Here is a 21,982-nt window from a genome sequence, read left to right on the forward strand (position 1 = left end):
AAGGAGTACGGATGAGCGAGAACGACAAGCCGGTATCGGAACTGGGCTACGAAGAGGCCCGCGACGAACTGGTGGGCGTGGTGAAGATCCTCGAGCAGGGCGGCCTCGATCTCGACGCCTCCCTGGCCCTGTGGGAGCGGGGAGAGCAGCTGGCCACTCGCTGCGAGGAGCAGCTCGCCGGTGCCCGCAAGCGGATCGAGACCGCGCTCGCGAGCACCGAGAAGGACAGCTAGGGCGCGAGCGGTTCGGTGACCTCGAGCGACTCGGCGAGCGTGGTGAAGTCCCCATCGTTCGCGGTACCGCCCAGCAGGATTCGCACATCGCCGAAGTCCGAGACCCAGTACTTCCGCGAGCCTTCCTCGCCGTAGACGACCCAGTCTCGACCCGACACGTTCTGCGCGCCCGACGCGTACACCGTCTCGTCGCCGGCCACGAAGGGAACCAACACCTCCTCGACGGCGCTGGTCTGGGTCAGTTGTAGATACGCACCCGATCCGGTGATGTATCCGACAGTCGACACCGGTCCGCCGTTGTCGCCTGCGATCGTCGGGCGACTGCCCGAGTTGGGCGTCCAATCCTCGGGAACAGCCGGATTACGCACCGGAAAGCCGATTTCCGACGCGTCGTACTGCAACGCGGTGTCGATGTCGAAGTTGGGGATGGGGCCCTGCTGGGGCCCGCCGGGGCTCAGCGAGCACTGACTGGCGATGCCCGCAATCAACAAACACGCGATGACCAGCGGAATGAGCGACCACACCATGTCGCGGCTGTTGTTGAGAATCCGAGGTTTGCTGTTTGCCACCCCACCAGTATCCCCTCTGCGCAGCAGTGCTCGATCGGCGCGTGCCTCACAGACGACCCGACCCCACCGCGGGCATCACAGAAGTGAGATAATCGCGCCTGGGTAACACCCCACCAACCAGGAGGCTACAAACCGATGACGGCCAGCACCGAGTCCACTCGCGCCATGGCGCCAGATCGCAACCTCGCACTCGAACTCGTACGCGTCACCGAGGCCGGTGCGCTCGCCTCGGGTCGCTGGGTCGGTCGCGGCGACAAGGAAGGTGGCGACGGAGCAGCAGTCGACGCCATGCGTCAGTTGGTCAGCTCGGTCTCGATGCGCGGCGTCGTCGTCATCGGCGAGGGCGAGAAGGACGAAGCGCCGATGCTCTACAACGGCGAACAGGTCGGCAACGGCAACGGACCCGAGGTCGACTTCGCCGTCGATCCCGTCGACGGCACCACGCTGATGGCCAAGGGCATGCCCAACGCCATCTCGGTTCTCGCCGTGGCCGAGCGCGGCGCGATGTTCGATCCGTCCGCCGTCTTCTACATGAAGAAGATCGCCGTCGGACCCGACTTCGCCGACGTCATCGACATCACCGCACCGGTCGCGGAGAACATCGCCCGCGTCGCCAAGATCAAGAAGGGATCCACCTCCGACGTCACGGTGTGCATCCTCGACCGACCCCGGCACGCCGAGCTGATTCAGCAGGTCCGCGACACCGGTGCCCGCATTCGGCTGATCTCCGACGGCGACGTCGCCGGTGCCATCGCCGCCGCTCGCCCCACCTCCCCCATCGACATCCTCATGGGCACCGGTGGAACTCCCGAGGGCATCATCGCGGCTGCCGCCATGCGCTGCATGGGTGGCGTGCACCAGGGCATGTTGGCTCCGACCGACGACGACGAGCGCCAGAAGGCGATCGACGCCGGACACGATCTCGATCGCGTCCTGTCCACCGAAGACCTGGTCTCGGGCGAGAACGTCTTCTTCACCGCGACCGGCGTCACCGACGGCGACCTGCTCCAGGGCGTCCGCTACTCGGGCGGCGGCGCGCACACGCAGTCCATCGTGATGCGCTCGAAGTCCGGCACCGTCCGCATGATCGACGCGTACCACCAGCTCAACAAGCTCAAGGAGTACTCGACCATCGACTTCGACGGCGACACCTCCGGCGCCATCCCGTCCTTCTGACGACCGCTCGACGAAGTTTCCGCACCCCTACCGAGGCAAGAGGTCAATGACAGAGAACGAACAGCAGTTCCGGATCGAGCACGACACCATGGGAGAGGTTCGCGTTCCCATCGATGCGCTCTGGCGTGCCCAGACGCAGCGTGCCGTGGAGAACTTCCCCATCTCGGGCCGTCCGCTCGAGCGCACTCAGATTCGCGCGATGGGCCTGCTCAAGGCAGCCTGCGCGCAGGTCAACAAGGACCTCGGTCTGCTCGACGGCGCACTGGCCGACGCGATCATCGCCGCCGCCACCGAGATCGCCGACGGCAAGCACGACGACCAGTTCCCGATCGACGTCTTCCAGACCGGCTCGGGCACCAGCTCCAACATGAACGCCAACGAGGTCATCGCGTCGATCGCCAAGGCGAACGGCGTCGAGGTGCACCCCAACGATCACGTCAACATGTCGCAGTCCTCCAACGACACGTTCCCGACGGCCACTCACGTCGCCGCCACCGAGGCAGCCGTGACGTCGCTCGTGCCAGCACTGCGCCACCTCCACGAGGCTCTCGTGGTCAAGGCCACGGAGTGGAAGCACGTCGTGAAGTCCGGCCGCACCCACCTCATGGATGCCGTTCCGGTCACCCTCGGTCAGGAATTCGGCGGCTACGCCCGTCAGATCGAGGCCGGCATCGAGCGCGTCGAGGCCACCCTGCCGCGCCTCGGTGAACTGCCCATCGGCGGCACCGCGGTCGGCACCGGACTCAACGCACCCGACGGCTTCGGCCCGAAAGTCGTTGCAGCACTGGTCGAGTCGACCGGTATCGATGCACTCACCGCCGCCAAGGATTCGTTCGAGGCGCAGGCCGCACGTGACGGACTCGTCGAGGCCTCGGGCGCACTGCGCACCATCGCGGTCTCACTGACCAAGATTGCCAACGACATTCGCTGGATGGGATCGGGACCGCTCACCGGACTCGGCGAGATCACCCTCCCCGACCTGCAGCCCGGCAGCTCCATCATGCCCGGCAAGGTCAATCCCGTTCTGCCCGAGGCTGTTACGCAGGTCGCGGCTCAGGTCATCGGCAACGACGCCGCAGTCGCATTCGGCGGCGCGTCGGGCGCATTCGAGCTCAACGTGTACATCCCGATGATGGCGCGCAACCTGCTCGAGTCGTTCAAGCTGCTCGCCAACGTCTCGGTGCTGTTCGCAGACAAGTGCGTCGTCGGCCTCGAAGCCAACGTGGAGCACCTCAAGACCCTCGCCGAGTCCTCGCCGTCCATCGTGACGCCCCTGAACTCCGCGATCGGCTACGAGGAAGCTGCCGCCGTCGCCAAGCAGGCACTCAAGGAGAAGAAGACGATCCGTCAGACGGTCATCGACCGCGGACTGATCGGCGACAAACTCAGTGAGGCCGAACTCGACAAGCGCCTCGACGTCCTCGCCATGGCGAAGGTCAAGGACTAGCTTTTCGGTTCGCCCGCCGGACCCCTGAACGCGTGAATGGTCCATTGCACCGCCGAGACGTGTGCAATGGACCATTCACGCTTTCGAAAGGGGCCGAACCTCAGGCGAGGTGCGCGAGTTCCTCGCGTGCCTTCAGCCCGTCCTCGCCCAGATCGGTGCGGTCGAAGATCTTCCAGCCTGCGAGCAGCGGCTTGAACACCTTGTCGCGTTCCTGATCGGCGTCGTAGATTCCGGCTTCGGCGAGCGCTGCGGTGCTGCTGCCCCGCTCGGGAAGGTCGACCTCGGGAATCTTGAACCCGTTGATCCGGTCCGCGATGGCGCGGGCGGCCTGGTCGGGCACCACGGCGAATGCCTCGTCGAGGATGCTGGCGAAGAATGCCGACTGCAGCGCGTCGTCGTCGGCGATCCGGCCGAGGATGGTGGCGAGAACCGGGTCCTTGCCGAGGGCGATGGTGTTGCGGTTACGCAGTGAGGCTGCGGCTTCCTCGATGGCGAAATGCGCGAGGATGTCGAGCAGATGCTGGCTGGGGGCGTCGTATCCGAGCGTCATGTGCTCCATCCGGACACGCTCGAGGGCGACCGGATCGACTGCGCGGGTGAGCACCAGGAAGTTGCGCAGCACGATCGACTGCCGGTTCTCCTCCGACGTCCACCGGCCGGTCCACTTCCACCAGGCTCCGAGGCCGGTGAGCGCGTGGGCCAGTTCGCGGTGGTACGCGGGCAGGTTGTCGGCCACCAACACGCCGACCGTGGCGGACAGGATCTCGACATCGCTGAGGTGCGACTGCTCCGGCGTCCAGTCCTCGCCGCCGAGGAACGCGAAGTTCTTGCCCTCGTCGAACGGCGCGAGATCGTGGGGATGCCAGTCGCTGGCAGCCTCGATGTGGCGTCGTAGATTCTCTTCGACCGCGGGCTCCAAACGGACCAGCAGATCACCGTCGGACAGGTTCGTAGACATGCGGTAACCGTAGCGCCTACACCTGAGCGCCCGACGTCGTGCCCCTGACCATTGTGAATTCTCCTAACACCAGGTCGTTGCAGGTCTATTCTCAGGTGCATCCAGTCATCGAAGTGAGGACTCCTCATGATGCGGTCGGGTCGAAATTTTCTGCGTCTTGCTGTTGCGTGCTCGATGGTCGTGCTGGTCGGGTGCTCGAACGACGCACCGACCGCAGACAGTCCACCGACATCCGAGCCCGCCCCGCCCAGCGACCTCTCCCCCGGTCAGGTCGCGGGCGTCGATGTTCCGACCGGCCGCATCGACGAGGCGGTCGGCAAGCTCGACGGCATTGCCGAGGAGCTGATGGCGTCGTCGAACATCCCCGGTATGGCCATTGCCGTCGTGCACGGCTCGGACGTCGTCTACTCGAAGGGCTTCGGCGTCCGCGAAGTGGGCAAGGACGATCCGGTCGACGGCGACTCGGTGTTCCAGTTGGCCTCGCTGTCCAAATCGGTCGGTGCGACGGTCATCGCGTCCCAGGTGGGAGCGGGCGTGGTCGACTGGTCGACGCCGGTGGTCTCGCAGTTGCCGTGGTTCGCGCTCGACGATCCGTGGGTGACCGAGAACGTCACGGTAGGCGACTTCTACGCGCATCGAAGCGGGCTGCCCGAGCACGAAGGCGATCTGCTCGAGGATCTCGGCTACGACCGGCGCCAAATTCTCGAACGCCTTCGGGAGGTGCCCCTCGACCCGTTCCGCTCCACGTACCACTACACCAACTTCGGGATCACGGCCGCGGCCGAAGCCGTCGCTGCGGCGTCGGGCAAGGACTGGGACACCCTCAGCCAGGACACGATCTACGGCCCGCTCGGTATGACCTCGACCAGCTCGTCGTTCGCGGACTACATGTCGCGGGCCGATCGGGCCGTACCCCACGTACTGGTCGACGGCGAGTATCAGGCGAAGTATCAGCGGGAACCCGATCCACAGACCCCGGCCGGTGGCGTCAGCTCCTCGGTGAACGATCTCGCGAAGTGGCTGACGATGCTCGTCGCCGACGGCACCCACGACGGACGAGAGCTCGTCGATCCCGATGCCCTTCTGCCCGCCGTCAGCGCGCAGATCGTGTCGAGCCCGTCGGCGACACCGGACTCACGCGCCGGCTACTACGGCTTCGGATTCAATGTCTCCACCAGTGCGGCCGGCCGCACGACGGTGAGTCATTCGGGAGCGTTCGCTCTGGGAGCGGGCACCAACTTCGTCTGGATTCCTTCGCTCGACGTCGCCATCGTCGTACTGACCAACGCCGCACCCCTCGGCATCGCCGAAACGGTCACTGCCGAGTTCGCCGACCTCGTTCAGTTCGGTGAGGTGCGGGAGGACTGGCGAACGCTGTACAAGAATGCCTTCGCCGGCATGAGCGAACCGGAGGGCGAGCTCGCAGGCAAGACCGCTCCCACGAATCCCACTGCGCCACAACCTCTCGCGTCGTACGTTGGGGTGTACCAGAACAGCTACTGGGGGCCGGCGACGGTGGCGGAGGTCAACGGCGAGTTGGTGTTGTCCCTCGGACCGAACTCGACGTCGTACGAGTTGACGCCCTGGGACGGTGACACGTTCACGTTCGAGCCGACGGGCGAGAACGCACCGGACGGAACCATTTCCCAGGCGACGTTCAACGCGAATACGCTGACGCTCGAGTTCTTCGACGGCGATGGATTGGGGCGGTTCACCAGATGACCGAGACACAGCAGGCAACCGAGACCGTGATGGATCTGTTCGACGCGTTGCGAAGTCGAGACACCGATCGCGCGATGTCGCTCCTCGACGACGACATCGTCTGGCACAACGTCGGATTACCGAAGGTGCGCGGCACCTCGAACGTGGGCAGGTTCATGGCGATGCTCGCCAAGCCTGCGTTCGGCTTCCACGTGATCGTGCACAACATCGCGGCCGACGGAAACATCGTTCTCACCGAGCGCACAGATGTGCTGATCTGGCGTCGGCTTCGGATCGAGTTCTGGGTGTGCGGAACCTTCGAGCTGCGCGACGGCAGAGTGGCCGTGTGGCGAGACTACTTCGACACTGTCGACTTCATGAAAGGTGTTGCACGAGGAGCATTCCGGGCCGCAGTCGGCCGGTGACCCTTGTGAGCGGAACCTCGTGGTGGACTAAGAGGCAGGAGTGGAGCCTGCGGAACGACCCGCAGGCTCCACGCTCACGAGGGGGGGTCAGGCTCCCGACGGGCCGAACTCTTCGAGCATCTCCGTCACCAGTGCAGCGATCGGTGAACGCTCACTGCGAGTGAGGGTGATGTGCGCGAAAAGTGGGTGTCCCTTGAGCTTTTCGATTACTGCAGCCACGCCGTCGTGTCGTCCGACTCGTAGGTTGTCTCGCTGAGCGACGTCGTGGGTGAGTACGACCCGTGAGCCCGAACCCAGTCGGGACAGTACCGTCAGCAGGACGTTGCGCTCGAGTGACTGTGCCTCGTCGACGATCACGAAGGAATCGTGCAGCGATCGGCCGCGAATGTGCGTCAGCGGCAACACTTCCAGCATTCCGCGGGCGATGACCTCCTCCATCACCTCCGGGCTCGCGAGCCCTTCGAGGGTGTCGAAGACCGCCTGTCCCCAGGGGCCCATCTTCTCGCTCTCGCTACCGGGGAGATAGCCGAGCTCCTGACCGCCGACGGCGTACAGCGGCCGGAAGACAACGACTTTCCGATGCGAGCGTCGTTCGAGGACGGCCTCGAGTCCGGCAGTCAGCGCCAGAGCGGACTTACCGGTGCCGGCCTTTCCACCGAGCGAGACGATGCCGATGCTCTCGTCGAGCAGAAGATCCAGCGCCACTCGCTGTTCTGCCGAGCGACCGTGCAGGCCGAACGCCTCTCGCTCACCGCGCACGAGTTGGATCTGCTTGTCGGGCGTGACGCGCCCCAGCGCACTCTGCCGTCCGGCAAGCAGTCGAACTCCTGTGTGGCACGGCAGGTCTCGCGCCTCCGCCAGGTCGATGACGCCGTCGTTGAACAGTGTGTCGACCGCATCGGACGGCACATCGAGCTCGGTCATACCGGTCCAACCGGACGGCACGACGTCGTGAGCGTGGTACTCGTCGGCGGGAAGACCGACGGCACCGGCCTTGACGCGCAACGGAATGTCCTTGCTGACGAGCACGACGTCCTTGCCTTCGGCCGCCAGGTTCAGGGCGCAGGCGAGGATTCGAGAATCGTTGGAGTCGGTGCGGAACCCGACGGGAAGCACCGACGGATCGGTGTGATTGAGCTCGACTTGCAGTGTGCCACCGGATGTTCCGATGGGAACCGGCTGGTCGAGTCGGCCGAACTCGACTCGCAGGTCGTCGAGCATGCGCAAGGATTCCCGCGCGAACCATCCCAATTCGTGATGGTGGCGTTTGCCCTCCAACTCGCTGATCACGATCAACGGAAGTACCACATTGTGCTCGGCGAACCGGATGACTGCCCAGGGATCCGAGAGCAGGACCGAGGTATCGAGCACGAATGTCCGAAGAGGGGCGGAAACGGAGCGTGAAGTGGTCACGTGGGGCTCCTACGTCTGCGCGGCACCGCGCAAACTCTGTCGCTCGGCCGGTCGGGTCCGATGTGTCAGGTGACACGAGGACCGGGTACCGGCCCTCTCGCGCTCACTAGCTCAGTCACGTATCAGAACCTCCCGCACAGGTAGCTTCCCCGCTGCCTGTTACTGCCGACGGTACCGCCGAAATCCAGTATCGGCTCGCTGGAAGTCTGGCGTGTCGGTGAACAACGCGTTACGTCGACATCGACCCTGGTCACCGGGCGACCGGTATCGAAAGTGCCCTCCCCCCGGGTGAATCGATGCGACTTCGTTGCACTCAGATCGACTGAAAGCCACATTGATCCGACGCGGATGGGTGAATGGACCACTGCACACGTCTGAGCGGTGCAATGGTCCATTGACGCGGACCGGGGTGCTGCGTGAATGGACCACTGCACACGTCTGAGCGGTTCAATGGTCCATTGACGCGGGCGGGGTGGGCGCGTCGGTCAGCCGAGCAATCCCCAGTCTTCGAGGCCCTCGTACAGTGGCTTGCTCTGTGCCAGTTTCACCACGCGGTCCTTGAGGGAATCGCTGGCCTCGCCGGTGGCCAGGGCGGTACCGATGATGTCGGCGACCTCGGTGAACTCGGCTTCGCCGAATCCGCGGGTGGCCAGTGCGCCGGTGCCGATGCGCAGGCCGGAGGTGACCATCGGCGGGCGCGGGTCGAAGGGCACTGCGTTGCGGTTGACGGTGATGCCGACCTCGTGCAGGAGGTCCTCGGCCTGCTGGCCGTCGAGCTCGGAGTTGCGCAGGTCGACGAGTGCGAGGTGCACGTCGGTGCCGCCGGTGAGGACGGAGATGCCCTTGTCTGCGACATCGGCACCGGTGAGACGCTCGGCGAGCAGCGATGCACCGAGCAGGGTGCGCTCCTGGCGTTCCTTGAACTCGGGCGTCGCAGCGATCTTGAAGGCGACTGCCTTGGCGGCGATGGCGTGCATCAGCGGCCCGCCCTGCTGACCGGGGAACACTGCGGAGTTGAGCTTCTTGGCCCATTCCTTCTTGGCCAGGATGATGCCGGAACGCGGTCCACCGAGGGTCTTGTGGACGGTGGAGGAGACGACGTCTGCGTACGGCACGGGCGAGGGGTGCACGCCTGCGGCGACGAGTCCGGCGAAGTGCGCCATGTCGACCCAGAGCAGTGCGCCCACTTCGTCGGCGATGGAGCGGAACGCAGCGAAGTCCTGGTGGCGCGGGTAGGCGGACCAGCCGGCGATGAGCACCTGCGGCTTGGCGGCGATGGCCTGCTTGCGCACCTCGTCCATGTCGATCCGGTGGTCTTCCTTCGACACCCCGTAGGACTCGACCTCGTAGAGCTTGCCCGAGAAGTTGAGCTTCATGCCGTGGGTGAGGTGGCCGCCGTGCGCCAGGTCGAGGCCCATGATCTTGTCGCCCGGGTTGATCAGTGCCATCAGCACGGCCGCGTTGGCCTGCGCGCCCGCGTGTGGCTGCACGTTCGCGAACTCGGCACCGAAGAGTTCCTTGGCGCGGTTGCGCGCGAGATCCTCGACGATGTCGACGTGTTCGCAGCCGCCGTAGTAGCGGCGGCCGGGGTAGCCCTCGGCGTACTTGTTGGTCAAGACGCTGCCCTGGGCCTGCAGCACCGCGCGCGGGACGAAGTTCTCGGAGGCGATCATCTCCAGCGTGTCGCGCTGACGACCCAGCTCACCGGCCATCGCCTCGGCGACCTCGGGATCGAGTTCGGCCAGTGACAGGTTGTTGACGTCAGTCATAACAGGAGTCTCCAAGGGACAGCAGAGTAAGGGGGCTCGCCCAGTTTACGAGACGCGTAGTGCACCCGGTGTCAGTGGCTCGTCGAGCAGCCTGCCGAACAGTTGCGCGCGCTCACCGGCCGTCTCACCTCGGTCCAACCAGCCGGCGAGCAGCTTGTAGCCCTCGACATAGGTGCTGATGTACGCCCGCCACAGCGGGGAGGACAGAAAGCGCAGGCTGTGCCGGGCGCGCTGCGGCGATGCCAACGACCATCGCTCCAGGTAGGCAGCCACGTCGTCCTCGCTCTTGTGCTGATCGTGCAGGAGCAGCGCGGCGTCCTGCCGCACCCCGAGCAACTGGCTCGACGCAGCCGAGAGACGCTCGGCCTTCTCGCCGTCGAATCGCAGTCCCAGATCGGCGTAGATCTCCTGCGCCCACGGACCCCAGCCTTCGCCGACGACGGCCCCGAGCGCGTGATCGGCCAGGCCCTCGGCCATCAGACACTGCGGGGTGTTGACCAGGAACAGCGTTTGCTCCAGTTGGCCTGCGCCGACCAACCCGGTCTCCTTGCGGCAGTGCTCGGTGTGGTGTCCCGGGTAGGACTCGTGCGCGATCAGCTGCGGCAGATTGGCCATCTGCTGCTCGATGTCGGAGTTGATCGCGACGGTGGACCGGTAGTCGCCGAGGTAGTAGTTGAATCCCGACCACGGCTTGTCTCCGACGACCTCGTAGGTGACCTTCTCGGTGTCGGGCAGCGTGTATTCGGCGCGGACGCGGTCGCGCAACGCGGACGAGAACGCCTCGACGCAGTCCTGCAGTCGGTCGGCCGGAACGACGTCGGCACGGCGATGCGCGATCAACCGTTCGCCGAGCGACCCGGGACCGGCGAGAACCTCGTCCATCTTGCGGTGTGCTTGCAGGTACTGGTCCTGATCGCCCGCGGAGATTCGGACGTCGAAGTAGGCGTACACCTCGTCGACGAAACCGATGTCCTCGCCGGCGAACTTGCGCGCCGAGCATTCGAGCGCGCGCAGGTGGACGTCGAGGAACGTCGTGCGCTCGGGTGTCAGATCGACGTTGCCGAGCTCGGCGCGCAGAGTCTGTGCTCGACGGATCAGCTCCCGCGGCTCGGGCGCGGGGGCGTTCTCGGTGATGCGACGCAACTCGGGATCGCCGGTGTATGCATCGACGAATCCGTCTTCGAGCCGGTCGAAACTCAGGCCCAGCAGCAGGTATTCACGAACGAGGGAAGCAGCATCCATATCCGAACCCTAGTACGGCGAACGACCCCGCCCGCGCGCGATCGACCGGCACCGAGCACAATCTGGAACCATGCGACTCGCGCTCGACAGGAGCTCAGCCGAACCCTCCGCAGCTCTGACGTGGCACGAGTGGAGCCTGCGGAACGACTCCGGTCGGAGCTGTGCGTGAGCGAGTCCAGTCCGTACGTCGAGTTCGACCGTGTGCAGTGGCGCACGCTACGTCAATCCACGCCGTTGGTGCTGACCGAGGAAGAGCTCGTCGGTCTGCGTGGTCTGGGTGAACAGATCGATCTCGACGAGGTGGCCGAGGTCTATCTGCCACTGGCACGACTGATTCACCTCCAGGTCGCGGCTCGGCAACGACTGTTCGCCGCGACCGCGACGTTCCTCGGCGAGAAGCACCCCGACCGTCAGGTCCCGTTCGTCATCGGGGTCGCGGGGAGCGTCGCCGTCGGAAAGTCGACGACGGCCCGTGTGCTGCAGGCACTCCTGGCCCGATGGGACCATCATCCGCGGGTCGATCTGGTCACCACCGACGGATTCCTGTACCCGACGGCCGAGCTCATGCGTCGAGGCATACTGCACCGCAAGGGATTTCCCGAAAGTTACGACCGGCGCAAGCTGCTCAGGTTCGTCACCGAGGTCAAGTCCGGGACCGAAGAGGTCGGCGCACCGGTCTATTCGCACGTCTCGTACGACATCGTCAAGGGCCAGTACCACATGGTCCGGCAGCCCGACATCCTGATCGTGGAGGGGCTCAACGTATTACAGACCGGACCGCGGTTGATGGTCTCGGACCTGTTCGACTTCTCGATCTACGTCGACGCGCGGATCGAGGACATCGAGAGTTGGTACGTCAAACGCTTTCTCGCATTGCGCAAGACGTCGTTCACCGATCCGTCCTCGCACTTCCACCATTATGCAGGCCTGTCCGACGACCACGCGCAGATTGCGGCCGAGGATCTGTGGCATTCGATCAACCTGCCGAATCTGGTGGAGAACATCCTCCCGACGCGACCGCGAGCGACGATGGTGCTGCGTAAGGACAACGATCACGCGATCAACCGGCTGCGGCTTCGTAAGTTGTAGACCATAATCCATCGATGGCGGTGGAAAAGCGGTCGATCGGCGAGGTTCCGCTGATCGGTCGAGACGGCGAGCTGCAGCGAATTCTGCATGCCGCCGGCAGGTACGGCGGCATGGCCGTCAAGGCCGCGCCCGGTGTCGGCCGAACTCGCCTGTTGACCGAGGCGGTGCGGTCGCTGGTGAAACTGGGATGGCACCCCCACCGAGTGGTGACGGTGATGCCGACCGGTACCGGATTCGTCCCCGTCGAATCCGACCGAGCTCTGGCCGCCACGCTGGCGGACGCGCACGGCGGTCGACGCACCGTCGTGGTCATCGACGACGCCCAATGGCTGGCCGATTCGACCATCGAGCTTCTCGCACGTCGCGTCGGATCGAAGGATCTGTTCGTGCTCGCCAGTGTCAGCGCGGGTCGACGCCGCACCCCCGTGCTCGACGCCCTGTGGAAGGACGGTGTGATCGACCGCATCGATCTCGAGCCGCTCACTGAAGAGCAGTGCCGATCACTGATCGAGTCGATGCTCGGTCGCAACGGCGAAATAGTCGACAGCGCTGCAGTGTTCGCAGTCACCGCATTGTCCTCCGGCAACCTCGTGGCGCTGAGAGATCTGGTGGCAACGGCGGTCGAGCGCCGCGCGTTGACGGTCACGTCCCACGTGTGGCACCTGTCCGCTCCCCTGCCCGTGTCGGCCGGTCTGGCCGATGTGGTGCGTGATCATCTGGCCGAGGTGATCGCGCTCGCCGACTACGCCGGTGCTGCCGAAATCGACGACGCTCTCGACATGGTCGCCGTGGCCGGTTCGCTGGCGTTCGGAGCCGCAGCCGCCGTGATGGATCCACGTCTGATCGAGGAACTCGAATCGGCGGGCGTACTGACGATCCGCGCCGAACAGAACATCGACCGGGTGACGTTCTCGACGCCCATCACCGCACAGGTGCGCACCGAGGACATGGCCACCTTGCGCAGGCGTCGTCTGAGCCTGACGGTCGCCGACGCCCTCGACGCCTCGACCGACGGGCTCGGCCCACGCGAACGCGTCACCGCTGCACTGCTTCGTATCGATGCGGGCGTCTCGCTCGATGCCCCGACTGCGGTGGAGGCGGCTCGGTTGTCGTGGCGCTTCGTACCCCCGGAGACGACGCGCAAGCTGGCCTCGGCCGCTGCGGCGGCCGGCGGCGGGTTCGATGCCCAGCTCGTCCTCGCGTCCGCGGAGAGCCAGCTCGGCATGACCGAATCCGCACAGCAGCGGCTCGACGACCTTCTTCGGGGGGCCGACAACGACATTCGACGCGCGACGGCCGTGCGCGCGTGTACCGACAACATGGTGCTGCGGCTGGCGGATCCGGCGCGGGCGCTGGCGCTGAACTCCAGTACCGAACATGCCGTCATCGATCCCGCCATCCGCACGCAGCTGCGAGCGCAGCGAGGCCTGATGATGCATGCGATCGGAGACACGGCGGGTTCGCTGGCCTTGCTCGAACCTCTGATGGACGACCTCGTCGGCGCGACGCTGATCTCGGCCAGCTTCGCCGTCGCTGCCGGGGCCACCGTCGCAGGCCGATTGTCGACCGCGTTCTCCGCGCTCGCCCGGGTGCAGCCTGAGCCCGACAATCCGGCGGCGACGGTGCTGGATCTGACGCGGTGCTTCACGATTGCGTGCGCAGGCAACTTCGAGGAGGCCACGTCCCTCGCTCGCTATCGGTACGACGAAGCCGTCGAACAGTTCTCACCGCTGCAGCAGGCGTGGTTCGGGTGGGCGCGCGGAGGTCTACTGCTCTCCCAGGGCCATGCGGCCGAGGCGATCCGCTGGTGCTCGGAGGCCTACACGCTCGCAGGCACACTCGGCCAGCGATCGATGGAACCGATGGTGGCGTGCGATCTGGTCCGCGCCCTCGCGCTCGACGGACGACCGGAGGAGGCGTCGGCCCTCATCGAGGCCGCGGACCTCGACAACCCGGCCTCGCCGGCGTTGTTCGGTGCTCGCGGCACGCGTCTGGCGGCGCTCGGCTGGGCCGCCGCGGCCCGCGGTGACGTCGACGATGCGTGCGAGCTGCTCATCGCCTCGGGCGAGGCCCATGCCGCTATCGACCACCACCTGCCCGCCCTGTTCTCCTACGTCGATGCCGCTCGGTGCGGAGGGGCCGCTGCCGCGCTGGCTCCCGTCCACCAGCTGGCAGGTCTGATCGAAGGAGACCTGGCCCGCACCGAAGTACGCATGGTCGAGGTGCTCGCCGCATCGTCCGGGCCGAACACCGCTGTCACCGAACAGGTGGTGGCCGTGGCCGCGAGCGCCGAAAAGCACGGCCTGGACCTACACGCGGCCGAGATGTACTTCTATGCCCGAAACCTGTTGCTGCGCACGAGCCCTCGCGCCGCAGCAACAGCGGGACGGCAGGGCCGGGTACTGGCCGCGCGCTGCGGACATCCCAGCACGCCGCTGCTGAACGGAACACGAGACCCGGCTCTGACGGCACGCGAAAGCCAGATCGCGTCCCTCGCCGCATCCGGCCTGTCCAACCGCGACATCGCCGCCGCCGTCGTGCTGTCGATCCGCACCGTCGAGACCCACCTCAATCGCATCTTCGGAAAGCTGGGCATCAGTACCCGCGCCGAACTCACATCGCTACGAGGCTCTCTGCTCGATTGACCGAACCGCCGGTGTACAGCGAGGCCTCGATGTCGAGCAGGTACTGCGACGGAGCCACCCCGAGCTCGGTCCGCAGAATTGCCTCGGCCCGCCGAAAGGCGACCACGGCCTCGGCCGTCCGATGTGACCGGTCGAGGGCGATCATCAGCTGACCCCACAGGTGTTCGCGCAACGGGGCGGCCCGCAGCGCGCGCTCGATCTCGGCGATCACCGTCTCGTGTCGACCGAGCTGCAGACGGGCCTCGAACACCGATTCCAACACCGCGGAGTGCACCGCGTCGAGATGTACCCGCTCGTCCACGGCGAAGGCCAGATCACCGAATTCGACGAGCGCGGGGCCCCGCCACAGTGCAAGGGCACGACCGAACTGGCCATCGGCCTCGGCGAACCGGCCGCGACCGAATGCCTCCCGCCCGCGCGTGGCCAGCATCTCGAACTGGCGCAGATCGAGTCGGTCACTGCCCAGATCCAACCGATAGCCCCAGGACGTCGTGACGAGCCGGGCGCCGTTCTCCGCGCCGAGGACCCGACGCAGATTCGCCATGTAGGCACGCAGTGACGTCAGAGCCTTGGCCGGCGGACGGCCGTTCCAGACGAGATCGATCAATCGGTCGAACTCGACGACGTTTCCCGCGTCCACGAGCAGCACCGCCAAGACGGTCCGTTGCTTGAGCCCACCGAGCGCCTTCACGCCGGCCGCGTCACGCACCACCATGGGTCCGAGCACGTTGTAGTCCACGATCGGAAATTCTCCGAGCCCCGGGACTACTGCGCCATCGTCTACGTAGCGGTACAAGCACAAGTACGTAGTGGCTTCGGGTCGTGAGTGGAACTTCGTGGCAGGTCGAGAAGTTCCGTGTACGTCAGATACCGAAGCGCCGGTGCCTGGCCGCGAAGTCACGGAGTGCGCGCAGGAAGTCGACGCGTCGGAATTCGGGCCAGTAGGCCTCGGTGAACCAGATTTCCGAGTACGCGCTCTGCCACAGCAGGAAGCCGGAGAGTCGCTGTTCGCCCGAGGTGCGGATCACGAGATCCGGGTCGGGTTGGCCGGAGGTGTAGAGGTGACTACCGATCTCGTCGACATTGATCGAGGCCACGAGTTCGTCGCCGCTGACGCCCTCGGCGATCTTCTCGGTCACCAGGGACTGGACGGCGTCGGCGATTTCCTGCCGCCCGCCGTATCCGACGGCGACGTTGACGTGTGTTCCCGACCGTCCCTCGGTGAGCGCAGCCGCTTCTTTGAGTCGACGCGCGGTCGACGCGGGCAGCAGATCGAGGGTGCCGACGAGTTTGACGCCCCAGTTCATCTCGGGTCCGCAGATCTCCTCGACGACGTCGGTGATGATGTCGAGCAACGAATCCAGTTCGTCCGCGTCTCGGCGGAGGTTCTCGGTGGAGAGCAAATAGATGGTGGCCATCTCGATTCCGGCGGCATCGCACCAGCCGAGCATCTCGGCGATCTTCAGTGCGCCCATACGGTGCCCGTGCGCGACGTCGGTGAACCCGTTCTCGCGCGCCCAGCGGCGATTGCCGTCGCACATCACTGCCACGTGCCGCGGGTGCTGAACCCCTTCGAGTTGGCTCAGCAGACGCCGCTCGTACACGTTGTAGAGAACGCCGCGGACCTTCTGCGGAATGATCACCACTGCTTCGTCACCGCTGCTCTCATCACCACGAAGGATCACCTTACGCCGACGTCTGCGAGCCGGTCGCCGGTACAGTAGCGTCAGAACCTACGGTGGCGTAGGTTCACGCGGCGGCACGGGAGGCAATCGTCATGACGATGTTCGGGCTCGACGAAATACCCGTCAAACCTCGAATGCGCGGCTGGATTCACCTGTACGCGTTCGGCGTGGCGGTGGTGTGCGCGATCACTCTCGTCACACTCGCGTTCAGCATGGTCTCGGTCAGTGCAGGTGTGGCCGTGAGCGTGTATTCGATCACCGTCTGCGGAGTGTTCGGGGTCAGTGCCACCTACCATCGCGTGCACTGGAAGACCACCGCGTCGCAGATCTGGATGAAGCGCGCCGATCATTCGATGATCTTCCTGTTCATCGCAGGTAGTTACACCCCGTTCGCCGTACTGGGTCTACCCGCCTCGACCGGACGCACGTTGCTCGTCGTCGTGTGGATCGGGGCCCTGGCCGGGGTGGCCCTGAAGATGTTGTGGCCCACCGCTCCCCGATGGGTCGGGGTACCGCTGTACCTGCTCCTCGGCTGGGCGATCGTCCCGGTCGCACCCACGCTGATCGACCACGTCGGCTACGCACCGTTTCTGTTGCTGCTCGTGGGCGGTGTGTTCTACAGCGTCGGGGCCGTGCTTTATGCCACCAAGTGGCCCAATCCGTGGCCGACGACCTTCGGCCATCACGAGTTCTTCCACGCAGCAACGGTATTGGCGGCAACCTGCCACCTCGTTGCCGTGTGGCTCGTCCTGTTCTGATCGCCCTCAGCTGCTTCGGGCTGCCTTGTCTCGATACATCAGCGAGTCGGCGCGCTGAATCAGCCGGTCTCTCGACTCCCCCGGCTCACGCACCGCAACGCCCACGCTCACCGACACCTCAAGCAGATTCGATCCGAACGGCACCGGCTCGCCGCAGATCGCCGACCGCACCGATTCCGTGAGTTCGGTGCTGTCGAGCCCCTTCGGCCGGTCGAACGTCACCGCGAACACGAACTCGTCTCCCGCGTATCGACCGACGACGCTCCCGCGCGGCGACCACTGCTGCAGTCGCCGTCCTGCTGCCTCGAGCATCGCGTCACCTGCCGGGTGACCGTGCGCGTCGTTGATCGACTTCAACCGATCGACGTCGACGAAGGCCAGGGCAACCGGCAGGTCCGCGAGAATCCATTCGTCGACGTGGGCGAGCAGGGCACCTCGTCGCAGCAATCCGGTCAGTTCGTCGCGCTCGGCGCGATCGCGCCAGTGAACGGTGTCGTCGGCGACGGGATTGACCAGGTCCAGCAGTGCGACGATGAACCGTCGCCCGGCGATCGTCGAGAGCCCGACATGCATCCAGCACGAGACGACCTCCCCGTCGCCGCGTCGCACTCGACGCAGAGCTCCGATCGGTCGACCGTGTTCGGTTGAGCCCGCGGCGGGGTAGCGCTGCTCGAGCTGGACCGCCATGCGCGTCGCCGACGCGCGATCCCCGAGCGGCACGAAATCTGCCACCGGGCGACCCACCATCTCGTCCACGGTGCACCCCAGCACGCCCTCGCAGAGGATGTTGGCCCCGACCACCTCGTAGTGCAACGAATGCACCATGGCCGCCATCGGCACCGCGGCCACGAAATCGGCGACAGCAGCGCGCTGCGCGTCGGTCACCGCCTCGCGCACGGTGCCTGCACGCACCGCACCCTCATTCATGACACCCTCACTCATGACACCGTCGATCCATTGCTAGACGTTCGACCACCCCAGGCCGAGGAAACTCCCGGCCACAGTACTGTTCTTCCGTCGAAGCATCGACGAGCGTGGTCACCTCTGCAATACGAACGGCAATTCTTCGGCAGAGGTCACAGGACGGTCGCACACGAAGCCACGACACACGTATGCCGTCTCGAGGCCGTCGACGGGTGGTCGGTCCATCAGCAGCACCGACGAATCCGTCACGCCAGCCACCACCACCGAACCACCCGGAGCCAGTGCCCGCACGGTCGAGAGCAGGTCACCGCCGGGTGCCGTCGACACCGCGATCTGAATTGGGCCACGAACAGACGCTTCTGCGACGGCCAGCCAGTGCCCACCGGACCTGGGCGCTCGTTCGAGAATCGAGGCCGACCGCGCCAACGACGCGGCCGCGAACTCGCCGTAGCGCGCCGAGGAACTGTGATCGATCAACGCAGCTGCGGTGAGCAGCGCCTCGGCCATCGTGGATGCGCCCGACGGGGTGGCTCCGTCGATCGGGTCACGAGGCCGGGTCACGAGAGTCTCGGCATCGTCGGCGGTGTCGAACCACCCGCCGACGTCGTCGGGGTCGGCGAAGTGGTCGATCGCCGCATCGACGAGCGACGTCATGCGCTCGATCCAGACCGTGTCTCCGGTGGCCTGGAACAGCGCGGCCGCGGCGACGGCCAGGCACGCGTAGTCCTCGAGCACTCCGGTGGCCTCACCGACTGCACTGCCGAGTGAGGCGCGCCGTACCCGCCCCGACTCGACGTGTGTGGCGAAGAGCTGCTCGCCGCATTCGACTGCCGCGTCGACCCATCGCGGTTGCCCGAGCCCGGTACCGGCCTCGACCAGTGCGGTGATCGCCAAGCCGTTCCACGCGGTGACGACCTTGTCGTCGCGGCCGGGTTGCGGCCGCGTCGCGCGAGCGGCCGACAACGTGCTGTGCACCCGGGCGAACCGCTCGTAGTCCTCGGGTTCGGCGGGCAGCTGCAGTACCGACATGCCGCCCTCGAACGTGCCTGCCGAGTCGACCGCGAACAACCCCGCTGCCCAGACACCGTCCTCGAAGCCGAGCGTCTCGGTCAGTTGCTCCGGCGTCCACGCATAGGTCAGACCCTCGACGCCTTCGGTGTCGGCATCGAGTGCCGCCGCGAAACAGCCGTTCTCCGTGCGTAAGTCGCGAAGCATGAACTCCGCGGTGTCCGACGCCACCCGCCGGGCGAGCGCATCGTCGCCGACACGGGCTGCGTGCGCGTAGAACCGCAACAGCAGAGCGTTGTCGTAGAGCATCTTCTCGAAGTGCGGGACGATCCACTCGGCATCGACGGAGTAGCGCGCGAATCCCCCGCCCAGCTGGTCGTACATGCCCCCGCGCGCCATCGCCGACGCGGTACGGCGAACGACACCGAGGACCTCGGTGTCGCCGGTGCGCTCGTAGTGCCGGAGCAGACCTTCGAGCAATGCACCGGGCGGGAACTTCGGTGCCCGGCCGAAGCCGCCGTACGTGGTGTCCTCGTCGGCGCAGATCGCAGAGACCGAGGCCGCCAGTGAGTCGGCGTCGATCGGGCGCCCGCCCGCGGGCACGCCTGCGCTGTGCTTGCGCAGTTCGGTGACGATGTCGGCGGAGGCGTCGAACACCTCCTGTCGCCGCGTCGACCAGGTGTCGGCGATCGCGGTGAGCAACTGCTGGAACGACGGCATTCCCTGCCGCGGGGCCGGCGGGTAGTAGGTACCGCAGTAGAAGGGTTCGGTGTCGGGCGTCAGGAAACACGTCATCGGCCAGCCGCCGTGGCCGGTCATCGCGACGGTGGCGTTCATGTACACCGAATCGAGGTCGGGGCGTTCCTCGCGATCGACCTTGATGCACACGAAGTGCTCGTTCATCAGTGCCGCGGTCGCCTCGTCCTCGAACGACTCGTGGGCCATGACATGGCACCAATGGCACGCCGAGTACCCGATCGACAGCAGGATCGGAACATCGCGATCGCGGGCGGACTGCAGAGCCTGCGGTCCCCACTGCTGCCAGTGCACCGGGTTGTCCGCGTGCTGCCTCAGATACGGGCTGGTGGACTCACCCAGGGCATTGGCGTCGAGCATCAGGGCTCGTCGGAAACGGCTGGTTTCGGTCGAGTCTGTCCCGGTGGAAGCGGATCCGCTATCCCGCCGCGATCGGTGCCCTCGTCGAGGGCCTGGTCCAACGTCGGATCCTCTTTCTCGAACGTGGCGGGCAGACGCTTGATCTTCTTGTTCATGGACCAGATCAGCAGCGCCGTTCCGACCAGCAGCGCGACCAGGATCACCAGCCCGATCGGCGAGGACTTGCCGAATTCGGGACCGGTGGGCTGCTGGGCGAGGATCGAAACGATCATTTGTCGGTCTCTTCTATTCCGGCGAACAGGTCCGTCTCGGGCAGCGACGTCGTGACCCGAGTGCGGGCCAGCTCGAACTCCTCGGTGGGCCACAACTTCCGCTGGACGTCCAGCGGAACGGCGAAGAAGGACCCGTTGGGATCGATCTGCGTCGCGTGCGCTCGGAGTGCGTCGTCGCGCTGCTCGAACCAGTCGCCGACGGTCACCTGAGTGGTGATGCGGCCGATGATCTCGTCGCGTTGGCCGTCCCATCGCTTCAGCCAGTCGACGAACGGGCTTTCCTCGCCGCGGTCGATGAACCAATCGTGAAAGAGCTGCATGCGCTTACGAATGAAGCCGTGCGAGTAGTAGAGCTTGAGCGGAGTCCAGGGCTCACCGGCGTCGGGGAAGCGCTCGGGATCCCCCGCTGCCTCCCACGCCGCCATCGACAACTCGTGGCACCGGATGTGGTCCGGGTGCGGGTAGCCGCCACGTTCGTCGTACGTGGTGATGACGTGCGGCTTGAACTCGCGCACCACCTTCACCAGCGCCTCGGTGGAGACCTCCAACGGGACCAACGCGAAACAGCCGTCGGGAAGAGGCGGGAGCGGATCGCCCTCGGGCAACCCCGAGTCCTCGAAACCGAGCCAGGTCTGCTGCACCCCGAGAACGCGAGCGGCCTCGGCCATCTCCTCACGCCGAACCTCGTGGATGCGCTCGTGCACCCCCGGAATGTCCATCGCCGGATTGAGGATGTCTCCCCGCTCGCCACCGGTGAGGGTGACGACCAGAACATCGTGTCCTTCGGCCGCGTAGCGAGCCGTTGTCGCAGCGCCTTTGCTGGATTCGTCGTCGGGATGGGCATGTACTGCCATGAGCCGCAGTCCGGACACGTTCTTCCTCACCTCGGATTCGCCTGATTCTTGCCTGCCCCTATAGTTCCATCTGACGCCGACAGGCCCCCAGCGGCACCCCCGAATCGATCCCGAGAGCGGCCATGACCAACGCACTTCCCGCAGGTAGATACCCGTCGGGTTCCGGTCCCAGCGGAATTCGGCAGGCCCCGAAACGTGCGACGAAGATCGCACTCGTGGCCCTGGTCCTGCTGGTCGGGCTGGGCGTGGCCTACTACGCGTACAGCAAATTCTCGGTCAAACCCATCGAAGGCAGTCAGCTCTCGTTCGACATCGTCGACGACTCCACGATGTCGATCCGTTTCAGTGTCACTCGGCAGGATCCCGAGCAACCGGCCGTGTGCATCGTCCGCGCTCGCTCGCGCGACGGCTCCGAGACCGGCAGGCGCGAGGTGTACATCCCACCGGAGTCGGCGTCCACCACCGTGGAGATGACCACCGAGGTGACGACGTCGGCTGCCCCTGCCGTCGGCGACGTCTACGGCTGCAGCCTCGATGTTCCCGAATATTTACGAGCTCGATAGGCGAACTGCCTGTTCGTGGTAAGGTCGGGTCATACACGGCCACCGCAGAAGGTGCCGTGTATTGCTGCATTGCGGGCAGGGTTCACCTGCGAACGATGACGACGGCTCCAGGATGTGGGCCGACCAAGGGGATCC

General features: G+C 65.9%; 20 protein-coding genes. 9 read left to right on the top strand and 11 right to left on the bottom strand.

Going from position 1 to position 21,982, the window contains the following annotated elements; translation table 11 throughout:
* Positions 1 to 11: 11 nt before the first annotated feature.
* Positions 12 to 233, top strand: a complete 222-nt coding sequence (locus CH271_RS13610) for an exodeoxyribonuclease VII small subunit (RefSeq protein ID WP_037191413.1) — start codon at positions 12 to 14, stop codon at positions 231 to 233.
* Here CH271_RS13610 and CH271_RS13615 read toward each other — a convergent pair.
* Positions 230 to 802 carry a DUF4245 domain-containing protein gene (locus tag CH271_RS13615; protein ID WP_037191411.1) on the bottom strand — a complete coding sequence of 191 codons (573 nt, stop codon included), beginning with the start codon at positions 800 to 802 and terminating at the stop codon, positions 230 to 232. The two genes, CH271_RS13610 and CH271_RS13615, sit on opposite strands and share 4 nt — an antisense overlap.
* Positions 803 to 937: 135 nt before the next feature.
* Between CH271_RS13615 and glpX the strand changes: the two genes are divergently transcribed.
* Both glpX and CH271_RS13625 read left to right on the top strand, forming a co-directional pair.
* Positions 938 to 1,978: a class II fructose-bisphosphatase gene (gene glpX / locus CH271_RS13620; protein WP_037191409.1), complete on the top strand. Its 1,041-nt coding sequence runs from the start codon at positions 938 to 940 to the stop codon at positions 1,976 to 1,978.
* A gap of 46 nt (positions 1,979 to 2,024) precedes the next feature.
* Positions 2,025 to 3,425: a class II fumarate hydratase gene (locus tag CH271_RS13625; RefSeq protein WP_037191407.1), complete on the top strand. Its 1,401-nt coding sequence runs from the start codon at positions 2,025 to 2,027 to the stop codon at positions 3,423 to 3,425.
* Positions 3,426 to 3,525: 100 nt separating this feature from the next.
* On the opposite strand, the gene CH271_RS13630 is transcribed toward CH271_RS13625, so the two are convergent.
* Positions 3,526 to 4,383: an acyl-ACP desaturase gene (locus tag CH271_RS13630; RefSeq protein ID WP_037191404.1), complete on the bottom strand. Its 858-nt coding sequence runs from the start codon at positions 4,381 to 4,383 to the stop codon at positions 3,526 to 3,528.
* Positions 4,384 to 4,512: 129 nt separating this feature from the next.
* Between CH271_RS13630 and CH271_RS13635 the strand changes: the two genes are divergently transcribed.
* On the top strand, positions 4,513 to 6,105 hold the full coding sequence (locus tag CH271_RS13635; protein ID WP_094633986.1) for a serine hydrolase: 1,593 nt from the start codon (positions 4,513 to 4,515) through the stop codon (positions 6,103 to 6,105).
* Entirely contained in the window at positions 6,102 to 6,509 is a 408-nt protein-coding gene (locus tag CH271_RS13640) for a limonene-1,2-epoxide hydrolase family protein (protein WP_179274579.1), read from the top strand. The genes CH271_RS13635 and CH271_RS13640 overlap by 4 nt, the downstream gene beginning before the upstream one ends.
* Positions 6,510 to 6,596: 87 nt before the next feature.
* Here the strand turns inward: CH271_RS13640 and CH271_RS13645 are convergent, their stop codons facing one another.
* The 3 genes from CH271_RS13645 to CH271_RS13655 all read right to left on the bottom strand — a co-directional run bounded on the left by CH271_RS13645 (position 6,597) and on the right by CH271_RS13655 (position 10,933).
* A complete protein-coding gene (locus tag CH271_RS13645; protein WP_170945933.1) occupies positions 6,597 to 7,922 on the bottom strand; it encodes a PhoH family protein in 1,326 nt (441 codons plus the stop codon).
* Positions 7,923 to 8,407: 485 nt separating this feature from the next.
* Positions 8,408 to 9,691 (bottom strand): serine hydroxymethyltransferase, encoded by a 1,284-nt coding sequence (gene glyA / locus CH271_RS13650; protein ID WP_094633915.1) that lies wholly within the window; start codon positions 9,689 to 9,691, stop codon positions 8,408 to 8,410.
* Positions 9,692 to 9,736: 45 nt separating this feature from the next.
* The gene (locus tag CH271_RS13655; protein ID WP_094633916.1) at positions 9,737 to 10,933 is read right to left on the bottom strand and encodes a DUF885 domain-containing protein; all 1,197 of its coding nucleotides are present in this window, start codon (positions 10,931 to 10,933) and stop codon (positions 9,737 to 9,739) included.
* A 159-nt stretch (positions 10,934 to 11,092) separates the two neighbouring features.
* Here CH271_RS13655 and coaA point away from each other — a divergent pair, with 159 nt between their 5' ends.
* Positions 11,093 to 12,022, top strand: a complete 930-nt coding sequence (coaA, locus tag CH271_RS13660; RefSeq protein ID WP_256986416.1) for a type I pantothenate kinase — start codon at positions 11,093 to 11,095, stop codon at positions 12,020 to 12,022.
* A 14-nt stretch (positions 12,023 to 12,036) separates the two neighbouring features.
* The gene (locus tag CH271_RS13665) at positions 12,037 to 14,667 is read left to right on the top strand and encodes a helix-turn-helix transcriptional regulator (RefSeq protein ID WP_094633917.1); all 2,631 of its coding nucleotides are present in this window, start codon (positions 12,037 to 12,039) and stop codon (positions 14,665 to 14,667) included.
* Here CH271_RS13665 and CH271_RS13670 read toward each other — a convergent pair.
* Both CH271_RS13670 and CH271_RS13675 read right to left on the bottom strand, forming a co-directional pair.
* On the bottom strand, positions 14,636 to 15,406 hold the full coding sequence (locus tag CH271_RS13670; RefSeq protein WP_094633918.1) for an AfsR/SARP family transcriptional regulator: 771 nt from the start codon (positions 15,404 to 15,406) through the stop codon (positions 14,636 to 14,638). The two genes, CH271_RS13665 and CH271_RS13670, sit on opposite strands and share 32 nt — an antisense overlap.
* 124 nt (positions 15,407 to 15,530) lie before the next feature.
* Positions 15,531 to 16,313 carry an isoprenyl transferase gene (locus tag CH271_RS13675; RefSeq protein ID WP_037191390.1) on the bottom strand — a complete coding sequence of 261 codons (783 nt, stop codon included), beginning with the start codon at positions 16,311 to 16,313 and terminating at the stop codon, positions 15,531 to 15,533.
* Positions 16,314 to 16,444: 131 nt separating this feature from the next.
* On the opposite strand from CH271_RS13675, the gene trhA reads away from it, so the two are divergent.
* Positions 16,445 to 17,110, top strand: a complete 666-nt coding sequence (gene trhA, locus CH271_RS13680) for a PAQR family membrane homeostasis protein TrhA (RefSeq protein ID WP_037191387.1) — start codon at positions 16,445 to 16,447, stop codon at positions 17,108 to 17,110.
* Between the two features lie 6 nt (positions 17,111 to 17,116).
* Here the strand turns inward: trhA and CH271_RS13685 are convergent, their stop codons facing one another.
* From CH271_RS13685 to mca, 4 genes are all read right to left on the bottom strand, one after another.
* A complete protein-coding gene (locus tag CH271_RS13685) occupies positions 17,117 to 18,052 on the bottom strand; it encodes a sensor domain-containing diguanylate cyclase (protein ID WP_094633919.1) in 936 nt (311 codons plus the stop codon).
* A 96-nt stretch (positions 18,053 to 18,148) separates the two neighbouring features.
* Positions 18,149 to 20,158 (bottom strand): thioredoxin domain-containing protein, encoded by a 2,010-nt coding sequence (locus tag CH271_RS13690; protein ID WP_094633920.1) that lies wholly within the window; start codon positions 20,156 to 20,158, stop codon positions 18,149 to 18,151.
* Positions 20,158 to 20,430 carry a hypothetical protein gene (locus tag CH271_RS13695; protein ID WP_037191381.1) on the bottom strand — a complete coding sequence of 91 codons (273 nt, stop codon included), beginning with the start codon at positions 20,428 to 20,430 and terminating at the stop codon, positions 20,158 to 20,160. Before CH271_RS13695 ends, CH271_RS13690 begins: the two co-directional genes overlap by 1 nt.
* Positions 20,427 to 21,302 carry a mycothiol conjugate amidase Mca gene (gene mca / locus CH271_RS13700; protein ID WP_179274592.1) on the bottom strand — a complete coding sequence of 292 codons (876 nt, stop codon included), beginning with the start codon at positions 21,300 to 21,302 and terminating at the stop codon, positions 20,427 to 20,429. The genes CH271_RS13695 and mca overlap by 4 nt, the downstream gene beginning before the upstream one ends.
* A 104-nt stretch (positions 21,303 to 21,406) precedes the next feature.
* Here mca and CH271_RS13705 point away from each other — a divergent pair, with 104 nt between their 5' ends.
* Positions 21,407 to 21,847: a DUF4307 domain-containing protein gene (locus CH271_RS13705; protein WP_037191378.1), complete on the top strand. Its 441-nt coding sequence runs from the start codon at positions 21,407 to 21,409 to the stop codon at positions 21,845 to 21,847.
* The last annotated feature ends 135 nt before the right edge of the window (positions 21,848 to 21,982 follow it).

Origin of the sequence: Rhodococcus sp. 05-340-2 (genome assembly GCF_002258915.1) — a bacterium.
Taxonomy (GTDB): domain Bacteria; phylum Actinomycetota; class Actinomycetes; order Mycobacteriales; family Mycobacteriaceae; genus Rhodococcoides.

Coding starts and splice junctions, on each gene's coding strand:
- trhA (WP_037191387.1), top strand. CDS start 16,445: ATGACGATGTTCGGGCTCGACGAAATACCCGTCAAACCTCGAATGCGC.
- CH271_RS13640 (WP_179274579.1), top strand. CDS start 6,102: ATGACCGAGACACAGCAGGCAACCGAGACCGTGATGGATCTGTTCGAC.
- CH271_RS13705 (WP_037191378.1), top strand. CDS start 21,407: ATGACCAACGCACTTCCCGCAGGTAGATACCCGTCGGGTTCCGGTCCC.
- glpX (WP_037191409.1), top strand. CDS start 938: ATGACGGCCAGCACCGAGTCCACTCGCGCCATGGCGCCAGATCGCAAC.
- CH271_RS13655 (WP_094633916.1), bottom strand. CDS start 10,933: ATGGATGCTGCTTCCCTCGTTCGTGAATACCTGCTGCTGGGCCTGAGT.
- CH271_RS13665 (WP_094633917.1), top strand. CDS start 12,037: ATGGCGGTGGAAAAGCGGTCGATCGGCGAGGTTCCGCTGATCGGTCGA.
- CH271_RS13685 (WP_094633919.1), bottom strand. CDS start 18,052: ATGAGTGAGGGTGTCATGAATGAGGGTGCGGTGCGTGCAGGCACCGTG.
- CH271_RS13610 (WP_037191413.1), top strand. CDS start 12: ATGAGCGAGAACGACAAGCCGGTATCGGAACTGGGCTACGAAGAGGCC.
- CH271_RS13625 (WP_037191407.1), top strand. CDS start 2,025: ATGACAGAGAACGAACAGCAGTTCCGGATCGAGCACGACACCATGGGA.
- CH271_RS13630 (WP_037191404.1), bottom strand. CDS start 4,383: ATGTCTACGAACCTGTCCGACGGTGATCTGCTGGTCCGTTTGGAGCCC.
- CH271_RS13690 (WP_094633920.1), bottom strand. CDS start 20,158: ATGCTCGACGCCAATGCCCTGGGTGAGTCCACCAGCCCGTATCTGAGG.
- CH271_RS13695 (WP_037191381.1), bottom strand. CDS start 20,430: ATGATCGTTTCGATCCTCGCCCAGCAGCCCACCGGTCCCGAATTCGGC.
- glyA (WP_094633915.1), bottom strand. CDS start 9,691: ATGACTGACGTCAACAACCTGTCACTGGCCGAACTCGATCCCGAGGTC.
- CH271_RS13635 (WP_094633986.1), top strand. CDS start 4,513: ATGCGGTCGGGTCGAAATTTTCTGCGTCTTGCTGTTGCGTGCTCGATG.